The sequence below is a fragment of the Salinimicrobium sediminis genome, assembly GCF_900215295.1.
Taxonomy (GTDB): domain Bacteria; phylum Bacteroidota; class Bacteroidia; order Flavobacteriales; family Flavobacteriaceae; genus Salinimicrobium; species Salinimicrobium sediminis.
In genome coordinates, this window is sequence record NZ_OCMF01000004.1 from 335,956 (window position 1) to 356,085 (window position 20,130).

General features: G+C 41.5%; 21 protein-coding genes. 14 read left to right on the forward strand and 7 right to left on the reverse strand.

The window, feature by feature from the left end; genetic code table 11:
* Window positions 1-85 precede the first annotated feature (85 nt).
* A complete protein-coding gene (gene lysA / locus CRO16_RS14460) occupies window positions 86-1,312 on the forward strand; it encodes a diaminopimelate decarboxylase (protein ID WP_097057101.1) in 1,227 nt (408 codons plus the stop codon).
* Between the two features lie 15 nt (window positions 1,313-1,327).
* On the opposite strand, the gene CRO16_RS14465 is transcribed toward lysA, so the two are convergent.
* Window positions 1,328-2,305, reverse strand: coding sequence for a potassium channel family protein (locus CRO16_RS14465; protein WP_097057102.1), 978 nt, complete (start codon window positions 2,303-2,305; stop codon window positions 1,328-1,330).
* Between the two features lie 120 nt (window positions 2,306-2,425).
* Here CRO16_RS14465 and CRO16_RS14470 point away from each other — a divergent pair, with 120 nt between their 5' ends.
* Together CRO16_RS14470 and CRO16_RS14475 are read left to right on the forward strand one after the other, a co-directional pair.
* Window positions 2,426-3,724: an erythromycin esterase family protein gene (locus CRO16_RS14470; RefSeq protein WP_097057103.1), complete on the forward strand. Its 1,299-nt coding sequence runs from the start codon at window positions 2,426-2,428 to the stop codon at window positions 3,722-3,724.
* Window positions 3,725-3,733: 9 nt separating this feature from the next.
* The gene (locus CRO16_RS14475; protein ID WP_097057104.1) at window positions 3,734-4,420 is read left to right on the forward strand and encodes an MBL fold metallo-hydrolase; all 687 of its coding nucleotides are present in this window, start codon (window positions 3,734-3,736) and stop codon (window positions 4,418-4,420) included.
* On the opposite strand, the gene CRO16_RS14480 is transcribed toward CRO16_RS14475, so the two are convergent.
* The gene (locus tag CRO16_RS14480) at window positions 4,417-5,139 is read right to left on the reverse strand and encodes a DUF72 domain-containing protein (RefSeq protein ID WP_179670554.1); all 723 of its coding nucleotides are present in this window, start codon (window positions 5,137-5,139) and stop codon (window positions 4,417-4,419) included. The genes CRO16_RS14475 and CRO16_RS14480 overlap by 4 nt on opposite strands.
* On the reverse strand, window positions 5,136-5,921 hold the full coding sequence (locus CRO16_RS14485; protein WP_097057106.1) for an Fpg/Nei family DNA glycosylase: 786 nt from the start codon (window positions 5,919-5,921) through the stop codon (window positions 5,136-5,138). Before CRO16_RS14485 ends, CRO16_RS14480 begins: the two co-directional genes overlap by 4 nt.
* Before the next feature lie 165 nt (window positions 5,922-6,086).
* Between CRO16_RS14485 and CRO16_RS14490 the strand changes: the two genes are divergently transcribed.
* Window positions 6,087-6,734, forward strand: a complete 648-nt coding sequence (locus CRO16_RS14490) for a M48 family metalloprotease (protein WP_245859064.1) — start codon at window positions 6,087-6,089, stop codon at window positions 6,732-6,734.
* 277 nt (window positions 6,735-7,011) lie between these two features.
* A complete protein-coding gene (locus CRO16_RS14495; RefSeq protein ID WP_317042534.1) occupies window positions 7,012-7,692 on the forward strand; it encodes a hypothetical protein in 681 nt (226 codons plus the stop codon).
* A 158-nt stretch (window positions 7,693-7,850) separates the two neighbouring features.
* Here CRO16_RS14495 and CRO16_RS14500 read toward each other — a convergent pair whose 3' ends face one another.
* Window positions 7,851-9,389, reverse strand: a complete 1,539-nt coding sequence (locus tag CRO16_RS14500) for a GH3 family domain-containing protein (protein WP_097057107.1) — start codon at window positions 9,387-9,389, stop codon at window positions 7,851-7,853.
* 155 nt (window positions 9,390-9,544) lie between these two features.
* Here CRO16_RS14500 and CRO16_RS14505 point away from each other — a divergent pair, with 155 nt between their 5' ends.
* The 3 genes from CRO16_RS14505 (at window position 9,545) to yidC (ending at window position 13,459) form a co-directional block, all read left to right on the forward strand.
* Entirely contained in the window at window positions 9,545-9,778 is a 234-nt protein-coding gene (locus CRO16_RS14505; protein WP_097057108.1) for a DUF3820 family protein, read from the forward strand.
* 137 nt (window positions 9,779-9,915) lie between these two features.
* The gene (locus CRO16_RS14510) at window positions 9,916-11,553 is read left to right on the forward strand and encodes a CTP synthase (protein WP_097057109.1); all 1,638 of its coding nucleotides are present in this window, start codon (window positions 9,916-9,918) and stop codon (window positions 11,551-11,553) included.
* Between the two features lie 67 nt (window positions 11,554-11,620).
* Window positions 11,621-13,459 carry a membrane protein insertase YidC gene (gene yidC / locus CRO16_RS14515; protein WP_097057110.1) on the forward strand — a complete coding sequence of 613 codons (1,839 nt, stop codon included), beginning with the start codon at window positions 11,621-11,623 and terminating at the stop codon, window positions 13,457-13,459.
* An 81-nt stretch (window positions 13,460-13,540) separates the two neighbouring features.
* Here the strand turns inward: yidC and CRO16_RS14520 are convergent, their stop codons facing one another.
* A complete protein-coding gene (locus CRO16_RS14520) occupies window positions 13,541-14,515 on the reverse strand; it encodes a fasciclin domain-containing protein (protein WP_097057111.1) in 975 nt (324 codons plus the stop codon).
* A 106-nt stretch (window positions 14,516-14,621) separates the two neighbouring features.
* Between CRO16_RS14520 and CRO16_RS14525 the strand changes: the two genes are divergently transcribed.
* From CRO16_RS14525 to CRO16_RS14550, 6 genes are all read left to right on the forward strand, one after another.
* Complete coding sequence (locus CRO16_RS14525; protein WP_097057112.1) at window positions 14,622-15,302, forward strand: toxin-antitoxin system YwqK family antitoxin; 681 nt, start codon at window positions 14,622-14,624, stop codon at window positions 15,300-15,302.
* 168 nt (window positions 15,303-15,470) lie between these two features.
* Window positions 15,471-15,863, forward strand: coding sequence for a hypothetical protein (locus CRO16_RS14530; protein ID WP_097057113.1), 393 nt, complete (start codon window positions 15,471-15,473; stop codon window positions 15,861-15,863).
* Between the two features lie 102 nt (window positions 15,864-15,965).
* A complete protein-coding gene (locus CRO16_RS14535) occupies window positions 15,966-16,370 on the forward strand; it encodes a lipocalin family protein (protein WP_097057114.1) in 405 nt (134 codons plus the stop codon).
* 64 nt (window positions 16,371-16,434) lie between these two features.
* Window positions 16,435-16,839, forward strand: coding sequence for a lipocalin family protein (locus CRO16_RS14540; protein ID WP_097057115.1), 405 nt, complete (start codon window positions 16,435-16,437; stop codon window positions 16,837-16,839).
* A 149-nt stretch (window positions 16,840-16,988) separates the two neighbouring features.
* On the forward strand, window positions 16,989-18,176 hold the full coding sequence (mnmA, locus tag CRO16_RS14545; protein ID WP_097057160.1) for a tRNA 2-thiouridine(34) synthase MnmA: 1,188 nt from the start codon (window positions 16,989-16,991) through the stop codon (window positions 18,174-18,176).
* Between the two features lie 67 nt (window positions 18,177-18,243).
* A complete protein-coding gene (locus tag CRO16_RS14550) occupies window positions 18,244-19,185 on the forward strand; it encodes an NAD(P)H-dependent flavin oxidoreductase (protein ID WP_097057116.1) in 942 nt (313 codons plus the stop codon).
* On the opposite strand, the gene CRO16_RS14555 is transcribed toward CRO16_RS14550, so the two are convergent.
* On the reverse strand, window positions 19,182-19,730 hold the full coding sequence (locus CRO16_RS14555) for a DUF922 domain-containing protein (RefSeq protein WP_097057117.1): 549 nt from the start codon (window positions 19,728-19,730) through the stop codon (window positions 19,182-19,184). The two genes, CRO16_RS14550 and CRO16_RS14555, sit on opposite strands and share 4 nt — an antisense overlap.
* Complete coding sequence (locus CRO16_RS14560; RefSeq protein WP_097057118.1) at window positions 19,711-20,130, reverse strand: OsmC family protein; 420 nt, start codon at window positions 20,128-20,130, stop codon at window positions 19,711-19,713. Before CRO16_RS14560 ends, CRO16_RS14555 begins: the two co-directional genes overlap by 20 nt.

A 20,130-nucleotide genomic window follows, 5' to 3' on the forward strand; every position in this document is an offset into this window, starting at 1 on the left:
TTCACGGGAATTGGTTATTTTTAAACCGGTGGTGCGTTCCACCTAAAAAATCTCCCTTATTTTTGCAGCTTTAATTTTAGATAGCATGACAAACCAGGATCTTTTAAAAATAGCAGAAAAATTCGGCAGCCCGGTATACGTATATGATTCAGAAAAGATCATTTCGCAATATAACAGGCTTACCAATGCCTTTAGCAAGGTAAAAAACCTGCGAATTCACTATGCTGTCAAAGCTTTATCAAATATTTCCATTTTAAGTCTTTTCCAAAACCTTGGTGCAGGTCTTGACACAGTTTCTGTGCAGGAAGTAAAACTGGGATTACAGGCCGGAGTAGATCCTTCAAAGATTATTTATACACCTAACGGGGTTTCTCTTGAAGAAATTGAGATGGTTGCCAAAATGGGAGTCCAGATCAATATCGACAACCTCTCTATACTGGAACAGTTTGGTACAAAACATCCGGAAGTTCCGGTATGTATAAGGATCAATCCTCACGTAATGGCCGGGGGCAACACCAATATTTCTGTAGGGCACATAGATTCAAAATTCGGCATTTCAATTCACCAGATCCCGCATGTTCTAAGGATCGTGGAGAACACCGGGATGAACATCAATGGAATTCACATGCACACAGGAAGTGATATCCTGGATATTGAAGTGTTCCTGTATGCTTCAGAGATTTTGTTTAGCACTGCCCTCCAGTTTAAAGACCTGGAATTTCTTGACTTTGGAAGCGGTTTTAAAGTGCCTTATAAAGAAGACGACATTGAAACCAATATAGAAGAGTTAGGAGAAAAACTTACTGCTAAATTCCAGTCTTTCTGTAAACAATATGGAAAGGAACTTACCCTGGCATTTGAACCGGGAAAATTCCTTGTTAGTGAAGCCGGGAAATTCCTGGTAAAGGTCAATGTGATCAAGCAAACCACCTCCACAGTTTTTGCGCAGGTAGACAGCGGTTTTAATCATCTCATCAGGCCGATGCTCTACGGTTCCCGTCATGAGATCTACAACATTTCCAATCCCGAGGGAAAAGAAAGATTTTATTCGGTTGTGGGTTACATCTGCGAAACCGACACCTTTGCCAGCAACAGAAGAATTTCAGAGATCAAGGAAGGCGATATTTTGGCTTTTAAAAATGCAGGAGCTTATTGTTTTTCTATGGCAAGCAATTACAATTCAAGGTTCCGTCCGCCCGAAGTGCTGTGGCATGAAGGCAAAGCACACCTCATTAGAAAAAGAGAAACTTTTGAAGACCTTATCCGCGGACAGGTAAAGATGGAATTCACTCCGGAAAAAGCCGAAAAATAATTTCTCCTAAAAACATCATTTTTGAAAGGCCTTGAGCCGGTAAACATCTTCCCAGTCCCAACCTGCATATTGCAGGCTGGAATTGAATTGTTTATCGATATAAGTATTTTCAGGAAATTCGTACCCATGCTTTTTCCAGTAACTTCTAAGGGTTTTCAGCTTTTCAGGATTGAATTCTCCCGCTTCAGGTTCTTCCAGGCCTAATTCAAGAAATTTTTCGATTGCCTTAATAATAGAGTTAATCTTCTCATATTGGATGGTATTGGGCTGCCAATCCAGCCTCACTACCTTTAGCACCTCGTACATGGCAGCCAATTGCACGATAAGCACAGATTTTCTTTCTCTGCTCAAAAAGTAATTCGACATAGGAAAAGCGAGATAACTACTGGAGTTCTGCAGAATTTGCTGTCTAAAACTGGACGCATCAGAAACAAGAGAAGCCAGATCGTCCTGCTTCTTTAAGTATTGAAATAACTCCTCCACATCTTCTCCTGTTGTAGAAATAAAAAAGGATAATTGCTTTTTTGAAAGAACTGCGTTTAAAACACTCAGGAGATAAGTAAGTCCGGTGGTTATCAAAACAAAACCGGTGAAAGAAAGTATTCCGGTTAGTATCCTGCTCGTTTCATTCCCCGGCACGAAATCTCCAATTCCCAGCGTTGACAACACATAACCGGTAAAGTAGAATCTTTCTATTTTGGTGGCAGGCAATCCTGTTGTCCCATTGACTACCATTTGTTCATCTGCAGTATAAATGATAAAAACTCCTAAAAACAGGATTGCGAGCCAGAGAAATGTGGTAACCAGGAGGTGAGTAATTCCTGAATAGGTGAAGATTTTCCTGTTCCTGTTTTGAAGGATTAATCTGTTAAGCAGTTGGTTTATAATCCTTGAGAAAATTCCGAACCCGTTTCCTGACAGGGTTGTATGGAAAAAATCAAGGAAGATCAATACAATAATAAGTACTCCAACTGCGATTTGAACGGTTTGCATATTTCTAAAATTACAGAAAAAATGATAAAAGCATCCTTAAACTTTTCTAAAGCTCCTACTAAACCTTTCCTTCCCCTGCTTCATTTTTGGTAACTTCATACAAATCAAATTTTTAGCATCATGATATCAAATTTTTCAGATAAAAGTAATTTTGAACATATTACTCCCTTGCAGGAACCTAAAGATCTGGATCCTCTTATTGAAAAGATAGGAGATTCCAAATATGTCCTTTTGGGAGAAGCCAGCCACGGAACGCATGAATACTATACCTGGCGTGCAGAAATATCCAAACGATTAATAAAAGAAAAAGGATTTTCCTTCGTTGCGGTAGAAGGTGACTGGCCGGATTGTTTTAAGATCAATCGCTGGATAAAAAGCCAGAAAGGCACTCCGTCTTCTATTGCCGAAGTGCTGCAGGAATTCAATCGTTGGCCCACCTGGATGTGGGCGAATTGGGAAATTGCCGCCTTTTCTGAATGGCTTAAAGATTATAACCGGCACCTGGAGTACAAAAAGAAGATTGGATTCTACGGCCTGGACGTTTACAGTCTTTGGGAATCCATGGAAACTATTGTAAAGTATCTGGAAAAAGAAGACCCTGAAACTGCTGCCCTGGCCCGGCAAACAGCAGAATGTTTTGAACCCTACAGGAGAAATGATTCCTACGTTACCGCCTACCGCGGATTAAAACAAAAGTGTCGTAATGAGGTGGTCCAATTGCTGCGGGAAGTGCGTCAAAGAGCAGACCGGTATGAGGATGAGCCTGAAGCAGGCCTTAACGCCGAACTTAATTCCTTGGTACTTAAGAATGCCGAAAAATATTATGAAGCCATGGCACATTTTGACCATTCCTCCTGGAATGTGAGGGACAGCCATATGGTAGAAACCTTAAATACTTTGATGGACTACCACGAAGAGGACGCCAAAGTCATTGTCTGGGAACACAATACGCATATTGGAGATGCGCGCGCCACAGATATGGCAGCTTCAGGTTTACACAACGTGGGGCAGCTGGTAAGGCAACAGCATAAAAAAGATGGCGTGGTACTGGTAGGATTTGGATCTTATGAAGGATCTGTAATGGCAGGTGAATTCTGGGGCGCCCCTATGCAGAACATGGAGTTACCCAAGGCCATTGATGGAAGTATTGAAAAATTGCTTCATACCATGGATTCGAGAAATAAGTTGTTGCTCTTTGAAGAAGGATCTGATCTCAACGAAAAGCTCAAAAAGAGTATTGGTCATCGTGCAGTGGGTGTAGTGTATGATCCTCACCGGGAAAGAGGAAATTATGTTCCCTCAAAAATGGCAAAAAGGTATGATGCTTTCCTGTTTCTCGACAAAACCCAGGCTTTACATCCACTCCATCTCAAACCTGACGGAAGTAAAATTCCGGAAACCTATCCTTTTGGAATTTAAGCTGAAGTTATGAAGATCAGGATACTTGGAACCCGCGGAAAAATTGAACCCAAAGCTGAAGATCATGTGAACCATACGGGTTTTTTAATTGATGAAAAGATACTGGTAGATGTGGGAGAGGAAAAATATATGGATTACAGGCCGGAAGCTGTCGTTTTCACCCATTTTCATCCCGATCATGCTTTCTTTGTCCCCGAAAAACAAAAATTCTCTCCAAAAATTCCCCTTTTTGGACCCGAAGCTCACGAGCTAATTCCGCAACTCAAGGTCATTACAGGACCCTTTGAGATTGATGGCTACAAATTCACTCCTGTGCCCGTGATCCATGCCTTAAGGCTGAAGTCTTTAGGGTATATTATTCAAAAAGGGCAAAAAAAAGTCTTTATTACAGGTGATGTTGCCTGGATCGAAAAAGCAAATCTTGCTGAAATATCAAACCTGGACCTGGTAATTACTGAAGCCACTTTTATCCAAAAAGGTGGCAGGATAAACCGCAAAAAAGACCGAATTTTTGGCCATACGGGCATTCCGGATCTTATTCGATTACTGAGTCCGCTTTCCCCCAAAATCGCTTTTTGCCATTATGGGGAATGGTTCTTTGAGAACAAGGCTGAAGAAAGCAAAGAATGGATCAAATCTATGGAAGCAGACGTTGAATTGATCCCGGCGTATGATGGTATGCAGATCGAAATCTAATCCTGTCCAAAAAGCTCTTTTAGCTGAACAGCATTTTTGGGAGCATGGGCGTGAATATCATTATTGAAATAGATATAGATCTCTTTGAGTCCGCTGTCTGTGATCTTTTTATGCCACTCCTTCAATTCATCTTTAGAGTAAAGATGGTCATACCAGTTCTTTGAGGTGCCATGAAAGCGTAAATAACCTGTTTTACCTGTCGTGATGAGATCATCGGGAAATTCCGGGCTGGAAATAGCACAGAAAATGATTTTGTTTTTCTCCAGGATCTTATAAACTTCCGGCTCATACCAGGAGTTATGTCTAAATTCGATTACATTTTTAAATGAAGGATCAAGGATGTCGCAGAACTCCTCCAGTTTTTCATCATTCCTGTGGAGATTGGGCGGCAATTGCCAAAGAATGCAGCCAAGATTTTCTTTAAGCATTTTTGCCAGGACCTCGAAATCCTTAACCGGACGTGCAGCCTCCTTTAATTTTTTCCTGTGCGTTACAAACCTGTGGCCCTTTAGGGTAAACTGAAATTTCTTATCTACAGTTGCTGCCCAATTCTCCAGCATTGACTCCCTCGGAAATCTGTAAAATGTATTATTGATCTCCACCGTATCAAAGACTGAAGCATAATGCTCAAGCCACTTTCTTTGCGCCAGTTTTTGTGGATAAAACGGCCCCCGCCACTCTTTATAGTTATATCCCGAACAGCCAATGTGCACCTTCATCCTTCCTCTTTTTGACAGGTGGGACAAAAATAGGTACTCCGCCCTCCTACTTTGATCTTTTTTACCTTTCCGTCGCATTTGGAACAATCGGCTCCATCCTTGCGATGTTGTATCATCCATGTCTTCGGAAAATCCTTTCTCACCCCCTCTTTGTCAATGGCCATCTCTAATACATGCTTCATCTTCTTGTATAGCTTCTTTTTATCTGAAGCTGAAATTTCACTGGTCTTTGTCTTGGGGTGTATCTTACACTGATACAACATTTCGTCTGAATATACATTGCCTATCCCGGAGATCACATGTTGATCTGTTAGTACGGCTTTTATGGCTCCGGTTTTTTCCTCCAGTAAATTCAGAAACTCTTTTTCAGAAATTTCCAATGCATCGGGCCCCAGCTCATTCTCCTTCTTAAATGACTCAAGATCTTCAGTTAAATAGATCTTTCCCAGTTTTCTCCTGCAGGTAAAAGCCAAACGATAATCATCTTCAAAATAAAGTATCATCTTGGAATATTTCGGCGGATCCTGGTTTGAATAATACTCCAACTTTCCGGTCATTCCAAAATGAAAGATAAGGGAAGGGCTACCTGTGGTGGTGATCACCAGGTATTTGCCTAACCTTTCCGCAGCCTGGAATTTCTTACCGATAAGTTCATTTTTGAAGTCTTCAGCAGGAGCCTGAAGCAGGGAGGACTCGGGAAAATCGATCTTTTTAATGGTCTTTTTTAAGGAGGTTTCTCGTACATAATTTCTAAAGAGGGTGATCTCGGGAAGCTCTGGCATAATGTATGTCTTAACTGGTTTAGCATTAAATTACTTAAAAACAATCTGCTACGCCACATTTTAGGAAAAGTTTCAAATAATTGAATTAAGGAAACTTTATATTGAATGGACGTGCCGAAAAATCATATTGTTATTTTGAAAAGACCTTTGTACCTGATTCTTATAATGATTCCCCTACTTGCGGGAAACTGGAGTTGTGCAGCAAAAAAAGACATGGAAGAAAAAAAGATCGTATATCAGAAAAATAAGATAATTCCCGAAAGTATTTTGAATGAAGCTAAGATCGCGCTTTCTTACTATCCCGAACTGGAAGATGTGGAAATAGAGTTTAAGTTCAAGGAGGATATCAAGAAGTCGTTCATGCAGGCACAGCCAAAAGTTAGCAACCTCTTTAAGGGCAGGAAACATCGAAGCTATTATGTCTTTATGAGCAGTAAGTTTGCTATTGAAAAGGAAGAATTCTCTATGGCCGACGTGCCTCCGGAAGTTCTCATTGGATGGCTGGGGCATGAACTTGGACATATTATGGATTACCGCGATAAATCGGCTATGGGGCTGGTGATCTTCGGCTTAAGGTATATCACTTCTGCCAATTACATTAAACAAGCCGAACGCGCTGCCGATACATTCGCTGTTAAAGGCGGCATGGGAGAATATATTCTTGCCACCAAGAATTTTATCCTGAACCATTCCCATCTCTCAGATTCCTACAAGGCACGCATTGCCAGACTTTATCTTTCGCCTGACGAGATCCTGGTGCTGGTCAACAAATTGGAAGCAGACCTGGAAGAAGCGGAACGGGAAGGAGGGTGATTGAGTAATGAGTAATGAGTAATGAGTAATGAGTAATGTGAAATTTTCTTTAGAGTTAGTACCACGATTTTCCCTGAAATAATATTCCTGAAAAAGGGAGACCATCATAGGTTGTGGCACGCTGGTTGATTTACTAACTATTAAATTTCTCTAACCAGCACGCAGCCCCTCTTCTATGAAAATTTTTAAAAAATCCGGTTTCTTTTGGCACCTCTCATTTCAGGATTTACAAAAATTAAAATTCCCCAGATCCATTAAAAAAATTATTTTTTTCACGTTGATTTTACCTTTCCTCGCAGGGAATTGGAGTTGTGCTGCAAAGAAAAATTATCAGGAGAATAAAACTGTTCACCGGGGAAATAAAACAATTCCAAAAACCATTCTGGAGGAAGCGACCATCGCCCTCTCACATTATCATGAACTCGAAGAGGTAGAAATAGAGTTTAGATATAAAAGCAACATCAAAAATGCCTTTATGCAGGCACAGCCAAAATTCTCTAATCTGTTCAAAAGCAAAAAAAACCGTGGCTATTATGTTTTTATGAGTAATAAATTTCTCATTGAGGACGAAGAATTTTCTATGGCCGATGTGCCTTTAGAAGTCCTTATCGGCTGGTTGGGTCACGAGCTGGGACATATTGTAGATTATACAGATAAATCGGCAATGGGACTGGTGATATTTGGAACCCGATATATTGCTTCAGAAAAATTTATCAAAAAAGCTGAACGAACAGCAGATACCCACGCTATAAATCACGGGATGGGCAATTATATTTTTTCAACGAAAGATTTTATTCTTAACCACTCCGGTCTGTCCGAATCCTATAAGAAAAGAAAAGCCCGCCTTTACCTCTCTCCCCAGGAGATCCTGGTACTAGTAAATGGCCTGGATGAAGAAGTTGCGGCGGAATTAGATGAAGAACTTATTTTAGAATTAGAAGAAGAACCGGAAAGCTAAATCAATGTATATTGTATATTGAATATGTATATTGTAGAATAGTGTGTATTTAGTAAAATTATTAGACAGGGTGTTAGACTAAACTCCCGTCCATTGACGATCGCCTATCCTAGTTACCATTGATGATGGGTAACTGCTAATTATTCCCTGTTAATTGTTTATTGTTTATTGTTCATTGAACTCACAAATTCCTCCCACTCCGCAAATTTTTCTTCGTTCATCACCTTTTCCATTTTTACCTGTCCGCCCTTCTTTTTGTTGGTGGCGCTCCATTCGGTAAAAACTTTGGGAGAAACGGCAACTACTTCCACTCCTTTTAAGGCTTTACTTCGGGCTACACCGTAGTTTTTATTTGCCGCCTTAAGTTCTTTATCCAGCGCTTCGGCGAGTTCTTCCTCTCCTGCTTTTCCTTCCTCAATTCCTAAATACCATTTATGGATATAATCTCCTTCGGAATTCTTTACAGCTGCAACTGTAAATTCCGGAATGGTGATATCAAACTGCTGCTCCAGTTCCTTCACAGCATCATTCATTTTGTTGACGGACAATTGAGACCCTACCACATTAAGGAAGAATTTTGTCCTTCCGGTGATCCTGATCTCGTGCCTTTCAACATCTGTAAATTTTACGGTGTCTCCTATAAGGTATCTCCACGCCCCAGATACAGTGCTGATAAGCAGCACGTAATCTACTTCGGGCTCTACATCTTCTAAAAGCACAACAGGGGCTTCAGGTTTGATGGAACCATCTTCAGCAATATATTCAGGTTTAAAGGGAACAAATTCGAAATAGATCCCGTTGTCCACTACCAGCTTCATCGAGTGAGTTTCGGGACGGGACTGGAAGGCCATGAACCCTTCAGAAGCAAGGTAAGTGTCGATCACCACAAGCGGATGAGCCACGAGTTTCTCAAATGCTTTTTCATAGGGTTCAAAGGCCACTCCGCCTGTGGTATAGACCATTAGATTTGGCCAGATCTCATGAATATTCTGCGCATTATGATATTCCAGGATCTTTTTGATCATTAACTCGGTCCAGGAAGGAATGCCGGACATAGCTCCAATATCCCAGTTCTTCGCCTCTTTTGCAATCTCCAGGACCCGCTCGTCCCAATTTTCTATCTGTGATATTTCTACTCCGGGTTTATAAAAATTCCGGAACCAAAAAGGAATATTGCTGGCGCTAATCCCACTTATCTCCCCTTCCTCATGGTCTTCCACCTTATTAAGATCTGTAGAACTCCCCAGCATCATGATCTCCTTTGTAAAAAAATCTGACGGCAATTCGTAGTTCGCCAGAGATCCTACCTGCTTGATCCCGGTTTGACGAATGGCTTCTACCATATCATCTGTTACCGGAATCCTTTTACTGGATTTTCCGGTGGTTCCCGAACTTAGTGCAAAATATGGCGGCTTCCCCGGCCAGGTAACATTTTCTTCCCCCGCATGCATCCTGCTCCACCATTCCTCATTGATTTTGTTGTAATTAAAATAAGGGACTTTTTCAGCAAAAGCCTTTTTTACATTCTCACTACCAAGGATCTCTTCAAAATTATAATTTTGTCCAAAAGCAGTATCCTTTGCTTTTTCAAGAAGGTCTCTCAAAACCTTTTCCTGAGCTTCAACAGCATCGGGTTCAGAAACCACTGCATCTCTTGCATGAATTAATCCTTTAATAATTGATCCTATAACGGCCATTTCTCTGATTTTTGCGGAAGTTAATTAAAAGCCGAAAGTCCGCTTCTTAACCTGAATTTAATTACCAAGATTTTAACCTTTTAAAAGTCCCATTCCGCCTGAAATCTTTCAGAAAAAACATCAATAAATTTTACCATTATTAAGACCTTTCGGCCATGGAACTTAAACCCGATCACAAGGCGTTGATAGAACTGGCTCATGCCAAAATGCATTTTGGCAAATACAAAGGGCGTTATCTTTCGGAATTGCCTGAATTTTACCTGGTCTGGTTCAGGCAACAGGGATTTCCGAAGGGAAAAACCGGAGACCTGCTCCAACAGGTGCTGGACCTAAAAGTGAACGGGATGGAAGATATCCTGCGCAGCATAAGACAACGCTATCCAAAATAGGCTTCAGAACCGGCATTTTTAGGGCTGCAGGAAGTCTTAAGGTTTTGCTAACATATTCTCCTGCAAATGGTTTCTTTTTCTATTCTTCTTCGTAATTTAGCGCCCTGAATAATTGACGCACCAAACACCTCTCTAAAATGGCTGAAACCAAGTATATTTTTGTCACCGGCGGAGTTTCCTCGTCCCTGGGAAAAGGCATTATTGCCGCCTCCCTGGCAAAATTACTGCAGGCACGCGGGTACAAGACCACTATTCAGAAACTGGACCCTTATATCAATGTCGACCCCGGAACGCTGAACCCCTACGAACACGGAGAATGTTATGTGACCGAAGATGGTGCAGAAACCGACCTTGACCTGGGACACTATGAGAGATTCCTTAATGTGAATACTTCCCAGGCCAATAACGTGACCACCGGAAGAATTTATCAAAGTGTGATCGAAAAGGAACGGCGGGGAGAATTTTTGGGAAAAACGGTGCAGGTGATTCCGCACATCACCAATGAGATCAAGGAGCGGGTGCAGCTACTCGGAAAGAATCATGAATACGACATTGTAATCACCGAGATTGGCGGAACCGTGGGTGATATTGAATCTCTCCCCTATATTGAAGCTGTACGACAGCTTAAATGGGAACTGGGAGATGATAATGCTCTGGTGATCCACCTTACCCTTGTGCCATATTTATCGGCTGCAGGAGAATTAAAAACCAAACCCACCCAACACAGTGTAAAGACGCTGATGGAAAGTGGTTTGAGAGCAGATATCCTGGTATGTCGCACAGAACATGAGCTTTCTGATGATATTCGAAGAAAACTGGCGTTGTTCTGTAATGTAAAGCAGGAAGCCGTGATCCAGTCTATCGATGCTTCCACAATTTATGATGTTCCAAACATGATGCTGGAGGAAGGCCTGGACAGGGTAACACTTAAGAAACTTAACCTTCCGGATGATACCACGCCCAATCTTACCCAGTGGAATGAATTTTTAAAGCGACACAAAAATCCAAAGCACGAAGTTACTATCGGGCTAATAGGGAAATATGTGGAGCTTCAGGATTCTTATAAATCCATTCTGGAAGCTTTTATTCATGCAGGAGCTGCCAACGAGGTGAAGGTGAATATTGAAAGTATTCATTCAGAATTTATCAACGACTCGACAATAAACAATAAGATCTCCCATCTTGACGGAATACTTGTAGCCCCGGGATTTGGGGAAAGAGGTGTTGAAGGAAAGATCGATGCGGTGCGATTTGCAAGGGAGCATAAAATGCCATTTTTGGGAATCTGCCTGGGAATGCAAATGGCAGTGATCGAGTTTGCGCGAAACGTTCTTAAGTTGCGTAATGCAAACTCTACAGAAATGGATCCTACCACCCCTCACCCGGTGATAGATCTCATGAAGGAACAAAAAGAGATCACCCACCTGGGTGGAACCATGAGATTAGGTTCGTGGGAATGTACTTTAAAAGATGATTCCATTGCCAAAGAAGTTTATGGAACTAACCAGATCTTCGAGCGACACCGCCACAGGTATGAATACAACAACCAATATGCTTCTCAACTTGAATCACATGGATTGCGTAGCACAGGGGTGAATCCTAAAACAAACCTGGTGGAGATCGTTGAGATCCCCGATCATCCGTGGTTTGTGGGAGTACAATATCATCCTGAATATAAAAGTACGGTTGCGAATCCGCACCCTCTTTTTATAGCCTTTATTAAAGCTGCAAAAGAATATTCACAGAAAAAAAAGAATGCCAGCCTGGCACAGTAGCCTCTTTTGGCCGCATTATTGACCAGGCAAAGACAGCGGAAAAATTTCGCCTTTATTTAAATTTAGAATGGAAGAAAAAAAATTAGATATCAATTCCCTTATAGGATTTCTATTAATTGGAGGGATCCTGCTTTGGATGTTGTACATGAATCCTTCTGCTCCCGACGAAGCAGAACAAACCACAACAGAACAGGTTACAACTCCGGATGTCTCCCAGGCAACTGCACAACCTGAAGCAATACCTTCAGATTCTGCCGCGGTAGCCCAGGCAGCGAGTAGATTGGGAGCTTTTGGATATTCAGCTACCTTACCTTCGGCTTCAGATGCCGAAACCACAGTAGGAAACGACGTACTTGAACTCAGCATTACCAATAAAGGAGGATATATTTCCGAGGCAAAAATGAAGAATTATAAGACCTATGATTCTATCCCGGTTTACCTGGTAAAGGACAATAATGCCGCCTTTAACATCAGCTTCACGACTACAGACGGGCGGGTGCTGAATACACAGGACATGTATTTTGAACCTACGGTTACCAAAAATGGAGAAAACACCGTTGTTTCCATGAAACTGAAGGTATCTCCAAATGAATTTCTGGAATACCGTTACGTCCTGAAGCCGGGAGAATACATGATGGACTTCAGCATAAGAAGTCAGGGCCTGAATGACGTCTTTAATTCTACAGCCCCACTTACCCTGGACTGGAAATTAAAAGGGTATCGCCATGCTAAAAGTATTCCTTACGAAAACCGATATACCAAACTCGTATTCGAATATGAAGGTGGGGATGATGATGATATAGCCGATGGAACAGAGGAAGCTGAAGATGTGAGCTATGTTGCTTACAAACAACATTTCTTCTCATCCATTCTACTTACCGATACTCCTTTTGCAAAAGGGGAATTTGTTTCTGAAGATCTTGTAGAAGATGAAGAAGTAGACACCGTTTATACCAAAGCCTTTGCTTCCACCTTCCCTCTGGAATTAAAAGGAGGAGAACTAAACTATAATATGAACTGGTACTATGGTCCCAGCGATTACAAGATCCTGAATGATTATGACAAGAACCTTGATGAGATCCTGCCACTTGGTTGGGGTATCTTTGGGTGGATCAACAGGTACGTTTTCATTCCGTTGTTCTCATTTATCACCGAGTACATGGGCTACGGGCTCGCGATCATCCTTATGACCGTCCTTATTAAGATTGTGCTTTCTCCGGTTCAGTATAAACAGTATTTGTCACAGGCTAAGATGAAGGTTCTAAGACCGGAGATCAATGAGCTCAATGAAAAGTACAAGGATAACCCGATGAAAAAGCAGCAGGAAACCATGAAGCTGTACAGCAAAGCGGGAGCAAGTCCCATGAGCGGATGTCTTCCTGCGCTGGTACAACTTCCGGTGTTCTATGCTTTGTTCATGTTCTTCCCCAGCGCATTTCAGCTAAGACAAAAAGGATTCCTGTGGGCAGATGACCTTTCAAGTTATGATACAATAGCACAATTGCCATTTTATATCCCGTTCTACGGAGATCACGTAAGCTTATTTCCAATTTTGGCATCAATCGCCATCTTTATCTATATGATGATGACCACAGGGCAAAGCATGCAGAACATGCAACAACCCGGAATGCCAAATATGAAATTCATTATGTATCTGTCGCCGCTGTTCATGTTGATCTTCTTCAACAACTATGCGAGTGGATTATCATTGTATTATCTTACTTCGAATCTTATTACCATAGGGATCATGCTGGTGATCAAGAACTTTATCATCGATGAAGACAAGATCCATGCAAAAATCCAGGAGAACAAGAAGAAGCCTAAAAAACAAGGGAAATTTGCACGTAAGATGCAGGAAATGATGGAGCAGGCAGAACAACAGCAAAAACAAAAAGGAAAAAAGTAAAATCTTATTTCTTTATAAAGAGAAGAGCCCGGGAAAAAATCCCGCGCTCTTCTTATTTAACCTATCAACAATTATGAAAAACTACATCGTGGGTAAAAGTACGGTGTCAATAACGTGAATCACTCCGTTGTTTGCCTGCACATCTGTGGCGATAATATTTGAAGTTCTTTCATTAGCATCCGTGATCACAGCACTATCTCCAAGATTAATGGTAAAAGCTTCTTCGGCAAGAGTGTTAACTTCCATATCATCTTCTAGATTTGTGGATCTCACATTCGCACCTGCAACTACGTGGTAACTTAAAGTGGAAGCCAAGACATCTGAAGAAATATCTCCAAGGTTCTCCATTTCCAACTCTTCAAGTAAAGCCATAAAAGCATCATTGGTTGGTGCGAACACAGTAAATGGAGCCGGACTTCCTGTTTGGCTAAGCACGCCTACAAAAGGAAAATCTTCTTCCCGGGTAAGAGCAGCTACAAGCGTATCAAAAGTAGGATCGGCCAACGCAAAAGTCACAATAGTTGGTAAACCTATAACAGCGTCAACTGCATGAATCACTCCGTTATCCGCTTCAACGTTGGCTGTGGTCACTGTTGCCACTCCATTGATCATTACCCCGTCATCTGTATTGATATACATGGAAAGATTTTCTTCGGAAGCGCCTCCAACAGCCATACTTTCTATATACCCGGTAGAAAGATCGGCAGCCATCAACTCACCCATTTGCACATGATTAAGCAGTACTTGAGTCAACAAGTCTACAGGTACATCATTTAGAGTTGCAAAATTATTATCTTCTAAAAATGCTGCAAAAGCATCATTATCGGGTGCAAAGACAGTATACTTTTGTGTTCCATCGAGCGTGGAGGTAAGGCCGGTCACATCGAGGGCGGCAGCTAAAGAGGAATAATCGTCATTTGAAGCAACAAAGTCGGCTATGGTGTTGGTCTCGACCACAACAGGGTTCACTGCGTCATCGTCATCACTACAGGCGGTAAAGCCTATAAAAAGGAATAAAGCTGTGGTGAATTTTGCTAAGTTTGGAAAACGTTTCATATAGAATCAATTTAAGTATTAAGTTAGGTTCAAAGTTAAACTACAAAATCAATAGATACTGTTTAAGTTTAGTTAAACTTATTTAAACAAAATAATTTTTAAAATCATGAGAGCTTTTAATTTATTTTTCACCATCTCCTTCCTTTGCTCAACACTTGCATCTACAGCGCAAGACTCCTCTATTAATCAGTATGATCAAAATGGAGAACGTCATGGTGAGTGGAAGGAATATTATGACGAAAGCAATAACCTATTGAAATTTGAGGGTGAATTTGTTCATGGAAAAGAAATAGGTTTGTTTAAGTTTTATCAGGAAGGATTAAAACAACCTGCCGCGATTATGGAATTCGATCCTGCCTCAGATACCGTCAGGGGAAAATACCTTACCCAAAAAGGAAAGACCATTAGTGAGGGTAATCTGGTAAACCAACAACGTACCGGTCTTTGGACCTATTATCATAAAGATTCAGATGAAGTGATGATGATTGAGACCTATAGTAATGGAAAATTAAGTGGCACCAAAAAGATCTTCTATCCCGGTGGCAAATTGGCCGAAGAAGCCAATTATGTAAACGGAGAACTCCACGGGCCCCGAAAGCTTTTTTCAGTAAAAGGAGTTGTGCTGGAAGACCTTCTCTATAAAAATGGAGAACTACACGGCCCTGCGAAGTTCTATAACGGAAAGGGAGAATTAATGAGTGAAGGAGAATATCGCAATAATAAACACTCAGGAATCTGGAAGTATTTTGAAAATGGCCAGTTGAAAGAGGAAAAAGAATTTAAATAACTAATAGGGAATTAGTATAGGGGTTACCCGACAAAAATGTCCTAATTTTTTGGCTCCACCCCCCCTAAGAAATGGCTATTTTCAAATATAATTAACTTATATTTAGTTAATTACAATTTTTTTTCTCTTATTATTGGTTAAAGTTAATCTTCACCAACAATCACTGTTATGAAAAAATTTTTAATCCTTTTCGCGGCAATAAGCCTTTTCGCCACCACTTCCTGTACCAATGATGATGATAACAATGACCAGAACCCTATAATTGGAGAATGGACCCTTGTTAGTGTAAATCCCACAGTTATTAATCCTGCTGCCTGCACCAATAGTTCTACCATAAGCGTAAATGGAGACAATTCCATGAGCTCAAATTTTTACCTGGAACAAAATAATTGTGACCTATTGACTGCTTCAGGAAGTTGGGAAGACAATGGAAATTCTCAATACACCATGAATTTCCCGCAGTTAGGAGAAGTAACCGGAACAGTAAATTTCAATTCGGCCAATTCCTTCACTTTCACAACGTCAACTGACGTAGTTTTTACATTCAACAGGCAAATTTAACCAGGATCAACCGATATTCAGAAGCAGGGATTTGTTCCCTGCTTTTTTATTTTTAATCGTAAGGATTGATTTATCTTTGAACCTCTTTAAACTCTTATCCCCATGAAACTAAAAATATCTTTTCTTTTGCTCATAGCTTGCAGTACCCTCTCCTCTTGTAGTATAATTGACGATAAAGAGGAGGGAGAAGAACTCCAGGGGAATTGGAAGCTTATTGAAATAAATGATGATGCAGTTTACGATCCTTTCGCCTGCCCCAGGGAAACCCGTATCATATTAAAAGAAGAGAACCTAATCAAAACAACTTATTATGATCCGGCGGCAGATTGTATCGAAAAAGTTTCCACCGGCAGCTGGGAATATTTAGAAGATGATCAATATGCTATTGAGATTCTTCCGGAAATAGGTCAAACAGAAGGAAGAATAGATTTCGAGAGTATAAATATCTTTAATTTCTTCACCAGATCCAATGATAAGGTCCTAATCTTCACCTTCGAAAGAATCTAATTAAAAAAGCTTTTTACCTTCTTATTAAATTTAAATACTTTAGTCTTTCAAAATTAAAACCATTATGAAAAAGTATCTTTTATTATTAGCCGCATTCGGACTCTTCTTATTTAGCTCATGCAGCGAAGACGACGACGGTGGCGAAACCGAAAATTCAATAGTTGCAACCTGGCAGCTAACAGCAGTGAATCCAACTATTCCTGGATGGGATCTTTCTGCCTGTGACGAAAATCCAGAGATCACTTTCTCTACAAACGGTTCTGCAGACTGGACGTTATACGATTCTGAAAATAATTGTGCTGCAGTTTCCAGTACAGGAGACTGGGTAAAAAATTCCGACGGAACATATACCATCACTATTCCGGACGTGGGAGAATTTGATGGAACTGTAAACTTCTCAGGAGCGAATAAATTCACTTTCAATACTTCAGTTCAAACTTTTCCGGTAGTACTTACCTTCGAAAAATAGTCTGAAGAAATAACATCTTGAGAAAGCGGCCCGGTGCCGCTTTTTTTGTTTCCTGCATTAATCCCTCAAATGCCTTTCCCTCGAAAAATGGCAAATTTTATGTAATTTTGCCGCTTGTTAGCAGACTCAAGATCGAGGAGAAAATTAATATGAAAAGAGTTGTTGTAGGTTTATCGGGAGGTGTAGATTCAAGTGTTGCAGCCTATCTTTTAAAGGAGAAGGGTTACGAGGTTATCGGGCTATTCATGAAGAACTGGCACGATGAAGGAGTGACTATTTCCAAAGAATGTCCCTGGCTGGATGATTCCAATGATGCCATGCTGGTTGCAGATAAACTCGGTATCCCATTTCAAACAGTAGATCTTAGTGCAGAATATAAGGAGCGTATCGTGGATTATATGTTCAATGAATATGAACGCGGCCGCACTCCTAATCCCGATGTTCTTTGTAACAGGGAGATAAAGTTCGACGTGTTTATGAAGATCGCCCTTTCCCTGGGTGCCGACTTTGTTGCTACCGGGCATTATTGCCGCAAAGGAGAAGCCGAAGTGAATGGTAAACCCGTTTACCGCCTGCTCTCCGGAAAGGATAATAACAAGGATCAATCCTATTTCCTATGTCAGTTATCTCAGGAGCAGCTGGCAAAAACCTTATTTCCAATTGGGGAACTTCAAAAGAGCGAGGTGCGAAAAATAGCTTCGGAACAAGATCTCATTACTGCTGAAAAAAAGGATTCTCAGGGCCTATGTTTTATAGGAAAGGTAAGACTTCCGGAATTCCTTCAGCAAAAATTACAGCCAAAAGAAGGAGATATTGTAGAGATCTCTGCTACTGAAGCTAAATACCAACCTGAAGCCCCTCAATTTCAGAACAAACAGGAAGAACTGGAATACCTTTCCAGGAAATACAGCTATAACCCTGCGGAAGGAAAAAAAGTAGGCAGACATCAGGGGGCACATTATTTCACCAAAGGCCAACGCAAAGGCCTGGCAGTTGGTGGTACGCCAGAACCGCTTTTTGTGATCGAGACAGATGTGGAGGAGAATGTGATCTATACCGGGCAGGGAAAGGACCATCCCGGGATCTATCGAAAGGCTTTATTCGTTTCTCCCGATGAAACTCATTGGGTGAGGCAGGATCTTAAATTAGCTCCCAATGGCGAAATGCAGGTAAAGGCTCGAATTCGATACAGGCAACCCCTGCAGGATGCTACGCTTCACCAAACTGAAAACGGTCTTTATATTGAATTCCGCGAACCACAGGCTTCCATAACCGAAGGTCAATTCGTAGCCTGGTATCTGGAAGATGAATTAATTGGATCGGGAGTAATTTCGTAATTTCGCGAAACAACTTTCCAACCCTGTCAGGGTTCCAAACCCCTGACAGGGTTTATACAACCTGATTATGACCAACAGAATTACTCAACTCTTCAACATACAATACCCCATGATACAAGCCGGAATGATCTGGGCCAGTGGCTGGAAACTTGCCAGTGCCGTGAGCAACACCGGCGGACTCGGTATTATTGGTGCCGGTTCCATGTATCCGGAAGTGCTGCGGGAGCACATCCAAAAATGTAAAAAAGCGACTTCCTTTCCTTTTGCTGTAAATGTCCCTATGCTCTACCCCAACCTGGAGCAGATCATGGAGATCATCATTGACGAAGGCGTGAAGATCGTTTTCACTTCTGCCGGAAATCCGAAGACCTGGACTTCACATCTTCAGGAAAAAGGAATTAAAGTGGTACACGTGGTGAGCAGCGTAAAATTCGCTTTAAAAGCTCAGGAAGCCGGAGTAGATGCCGTGGTAGCCGAAGGTTTTGAGGCCGGTGGCCACAACGGGAGAGACGAAACCACCACTTTCACACTCATCCCCATGGTCAGGGAACAGATAAAAATTCCCCTTATTGCCGCCGGAGGCATTGCGACCGGTCGGGGAATGCTTGCCGCTATGGTCCTGGGAGCAGATGCTGTGCAGGTTGGCAGCAGGTTCGTTGCCAGCGATGAAGCTTCATCACACCCAAATTTTAAGGAGTTGGTGGTAAAAGCAAAGGAAGGAGATACAATTCTCACTTTAAAAGAACTTGCGCCGGTAAGGCTTCTCAAAAATCGCTTTTTTGAGCAGGTAACAGAACTTTATTCAAAAAATCCGACCAAGGAACAGCTTATCGAACTTCTAGGCCGTGCAAGAGCTAAAAAAGGAATGTTCGAAGGGGATCTCGAGGAAGGGGAACTGGAAATAGGCCAGATCGCCGGACTTATTCATGACATTAAACCCGCTGCTCAAATTGTAAAGGAAATAATTGCTGAATTCAATGCCGCAAAAGCTGAAGTCGCTCTGCTTTAAGAAGAAAAATCTGAAAGCTTTTCCAGCTCTTCCTTAATGTATTTCTGCCATTTAAGCTGGGTTTCTGCATCCATGCTGTGACGGGTTTCAGAATCAAACTGTTGTTGCATATCCGCCCGGGAAGATTCAACATTTTTATAAATACTTTGTAAAGCCGGTTTTAGGTTTGGTGTTTTCAAATCAACCTCTTCCATTGCCTTTCTCAATTTTCGGGCATGTAGTTCGGTGATATCAAAATGAAGCTGCTCATGCGCCAGAAGGTGAGCTGAATCCCTTCCCGGTTTCACCCAGGATTCTCCCGGCAGGAAATAAGACTGCACCTCATAAATAAATTCAATATTGATCCCGGTTTGTTTCATTGACCACGAATAGGAAATTCCCGAACTGGTATTGGCATGAAAAGGGTTTGCCGGATCTGGTTTACCTGCAAAATTTTCCCAGGTAAGTAAATCAGTAGTCCAGGAAATACGATTATCAGGCAGCTGAGCATTGGCGCTAAAGCCGAGAAAGAAAATTAATAAGGTGCTAAAAAATGCTTTTTTCATGCTTATAATGAAAGCTTATGTCCAGGACGATGTCAGGGTGTAAACTGAAAAGCACGGGACAGGTCTTAGCCGCACGCTCCAGGATCTTCCTGTCTTTATCTTCATAGGAAGCCGGGAAGGTAATTGCAACTTTTATGCCCGATATTCTTCGTGGATCGGCAGCCATGGTCTTGGTAACTTCAGCATAAGCCCCCTCTACTTTTAAGCCGTTATCCCTGGCTTTGATCCCAATAATGGTAAACATACAGCTGGCAAGTGCTGTTGCAACAGTATCTGTGGGAGAAAAAGCTTCTCCTTTTCCCTGGTTGTCAAGGGGAGCATCGGTAATAAAGGTGGACTTGCTTTGCAGGTGCTCACATTCTGATCTCAGATCGCCCAGATAAGTAACTTTTGAAGTCAT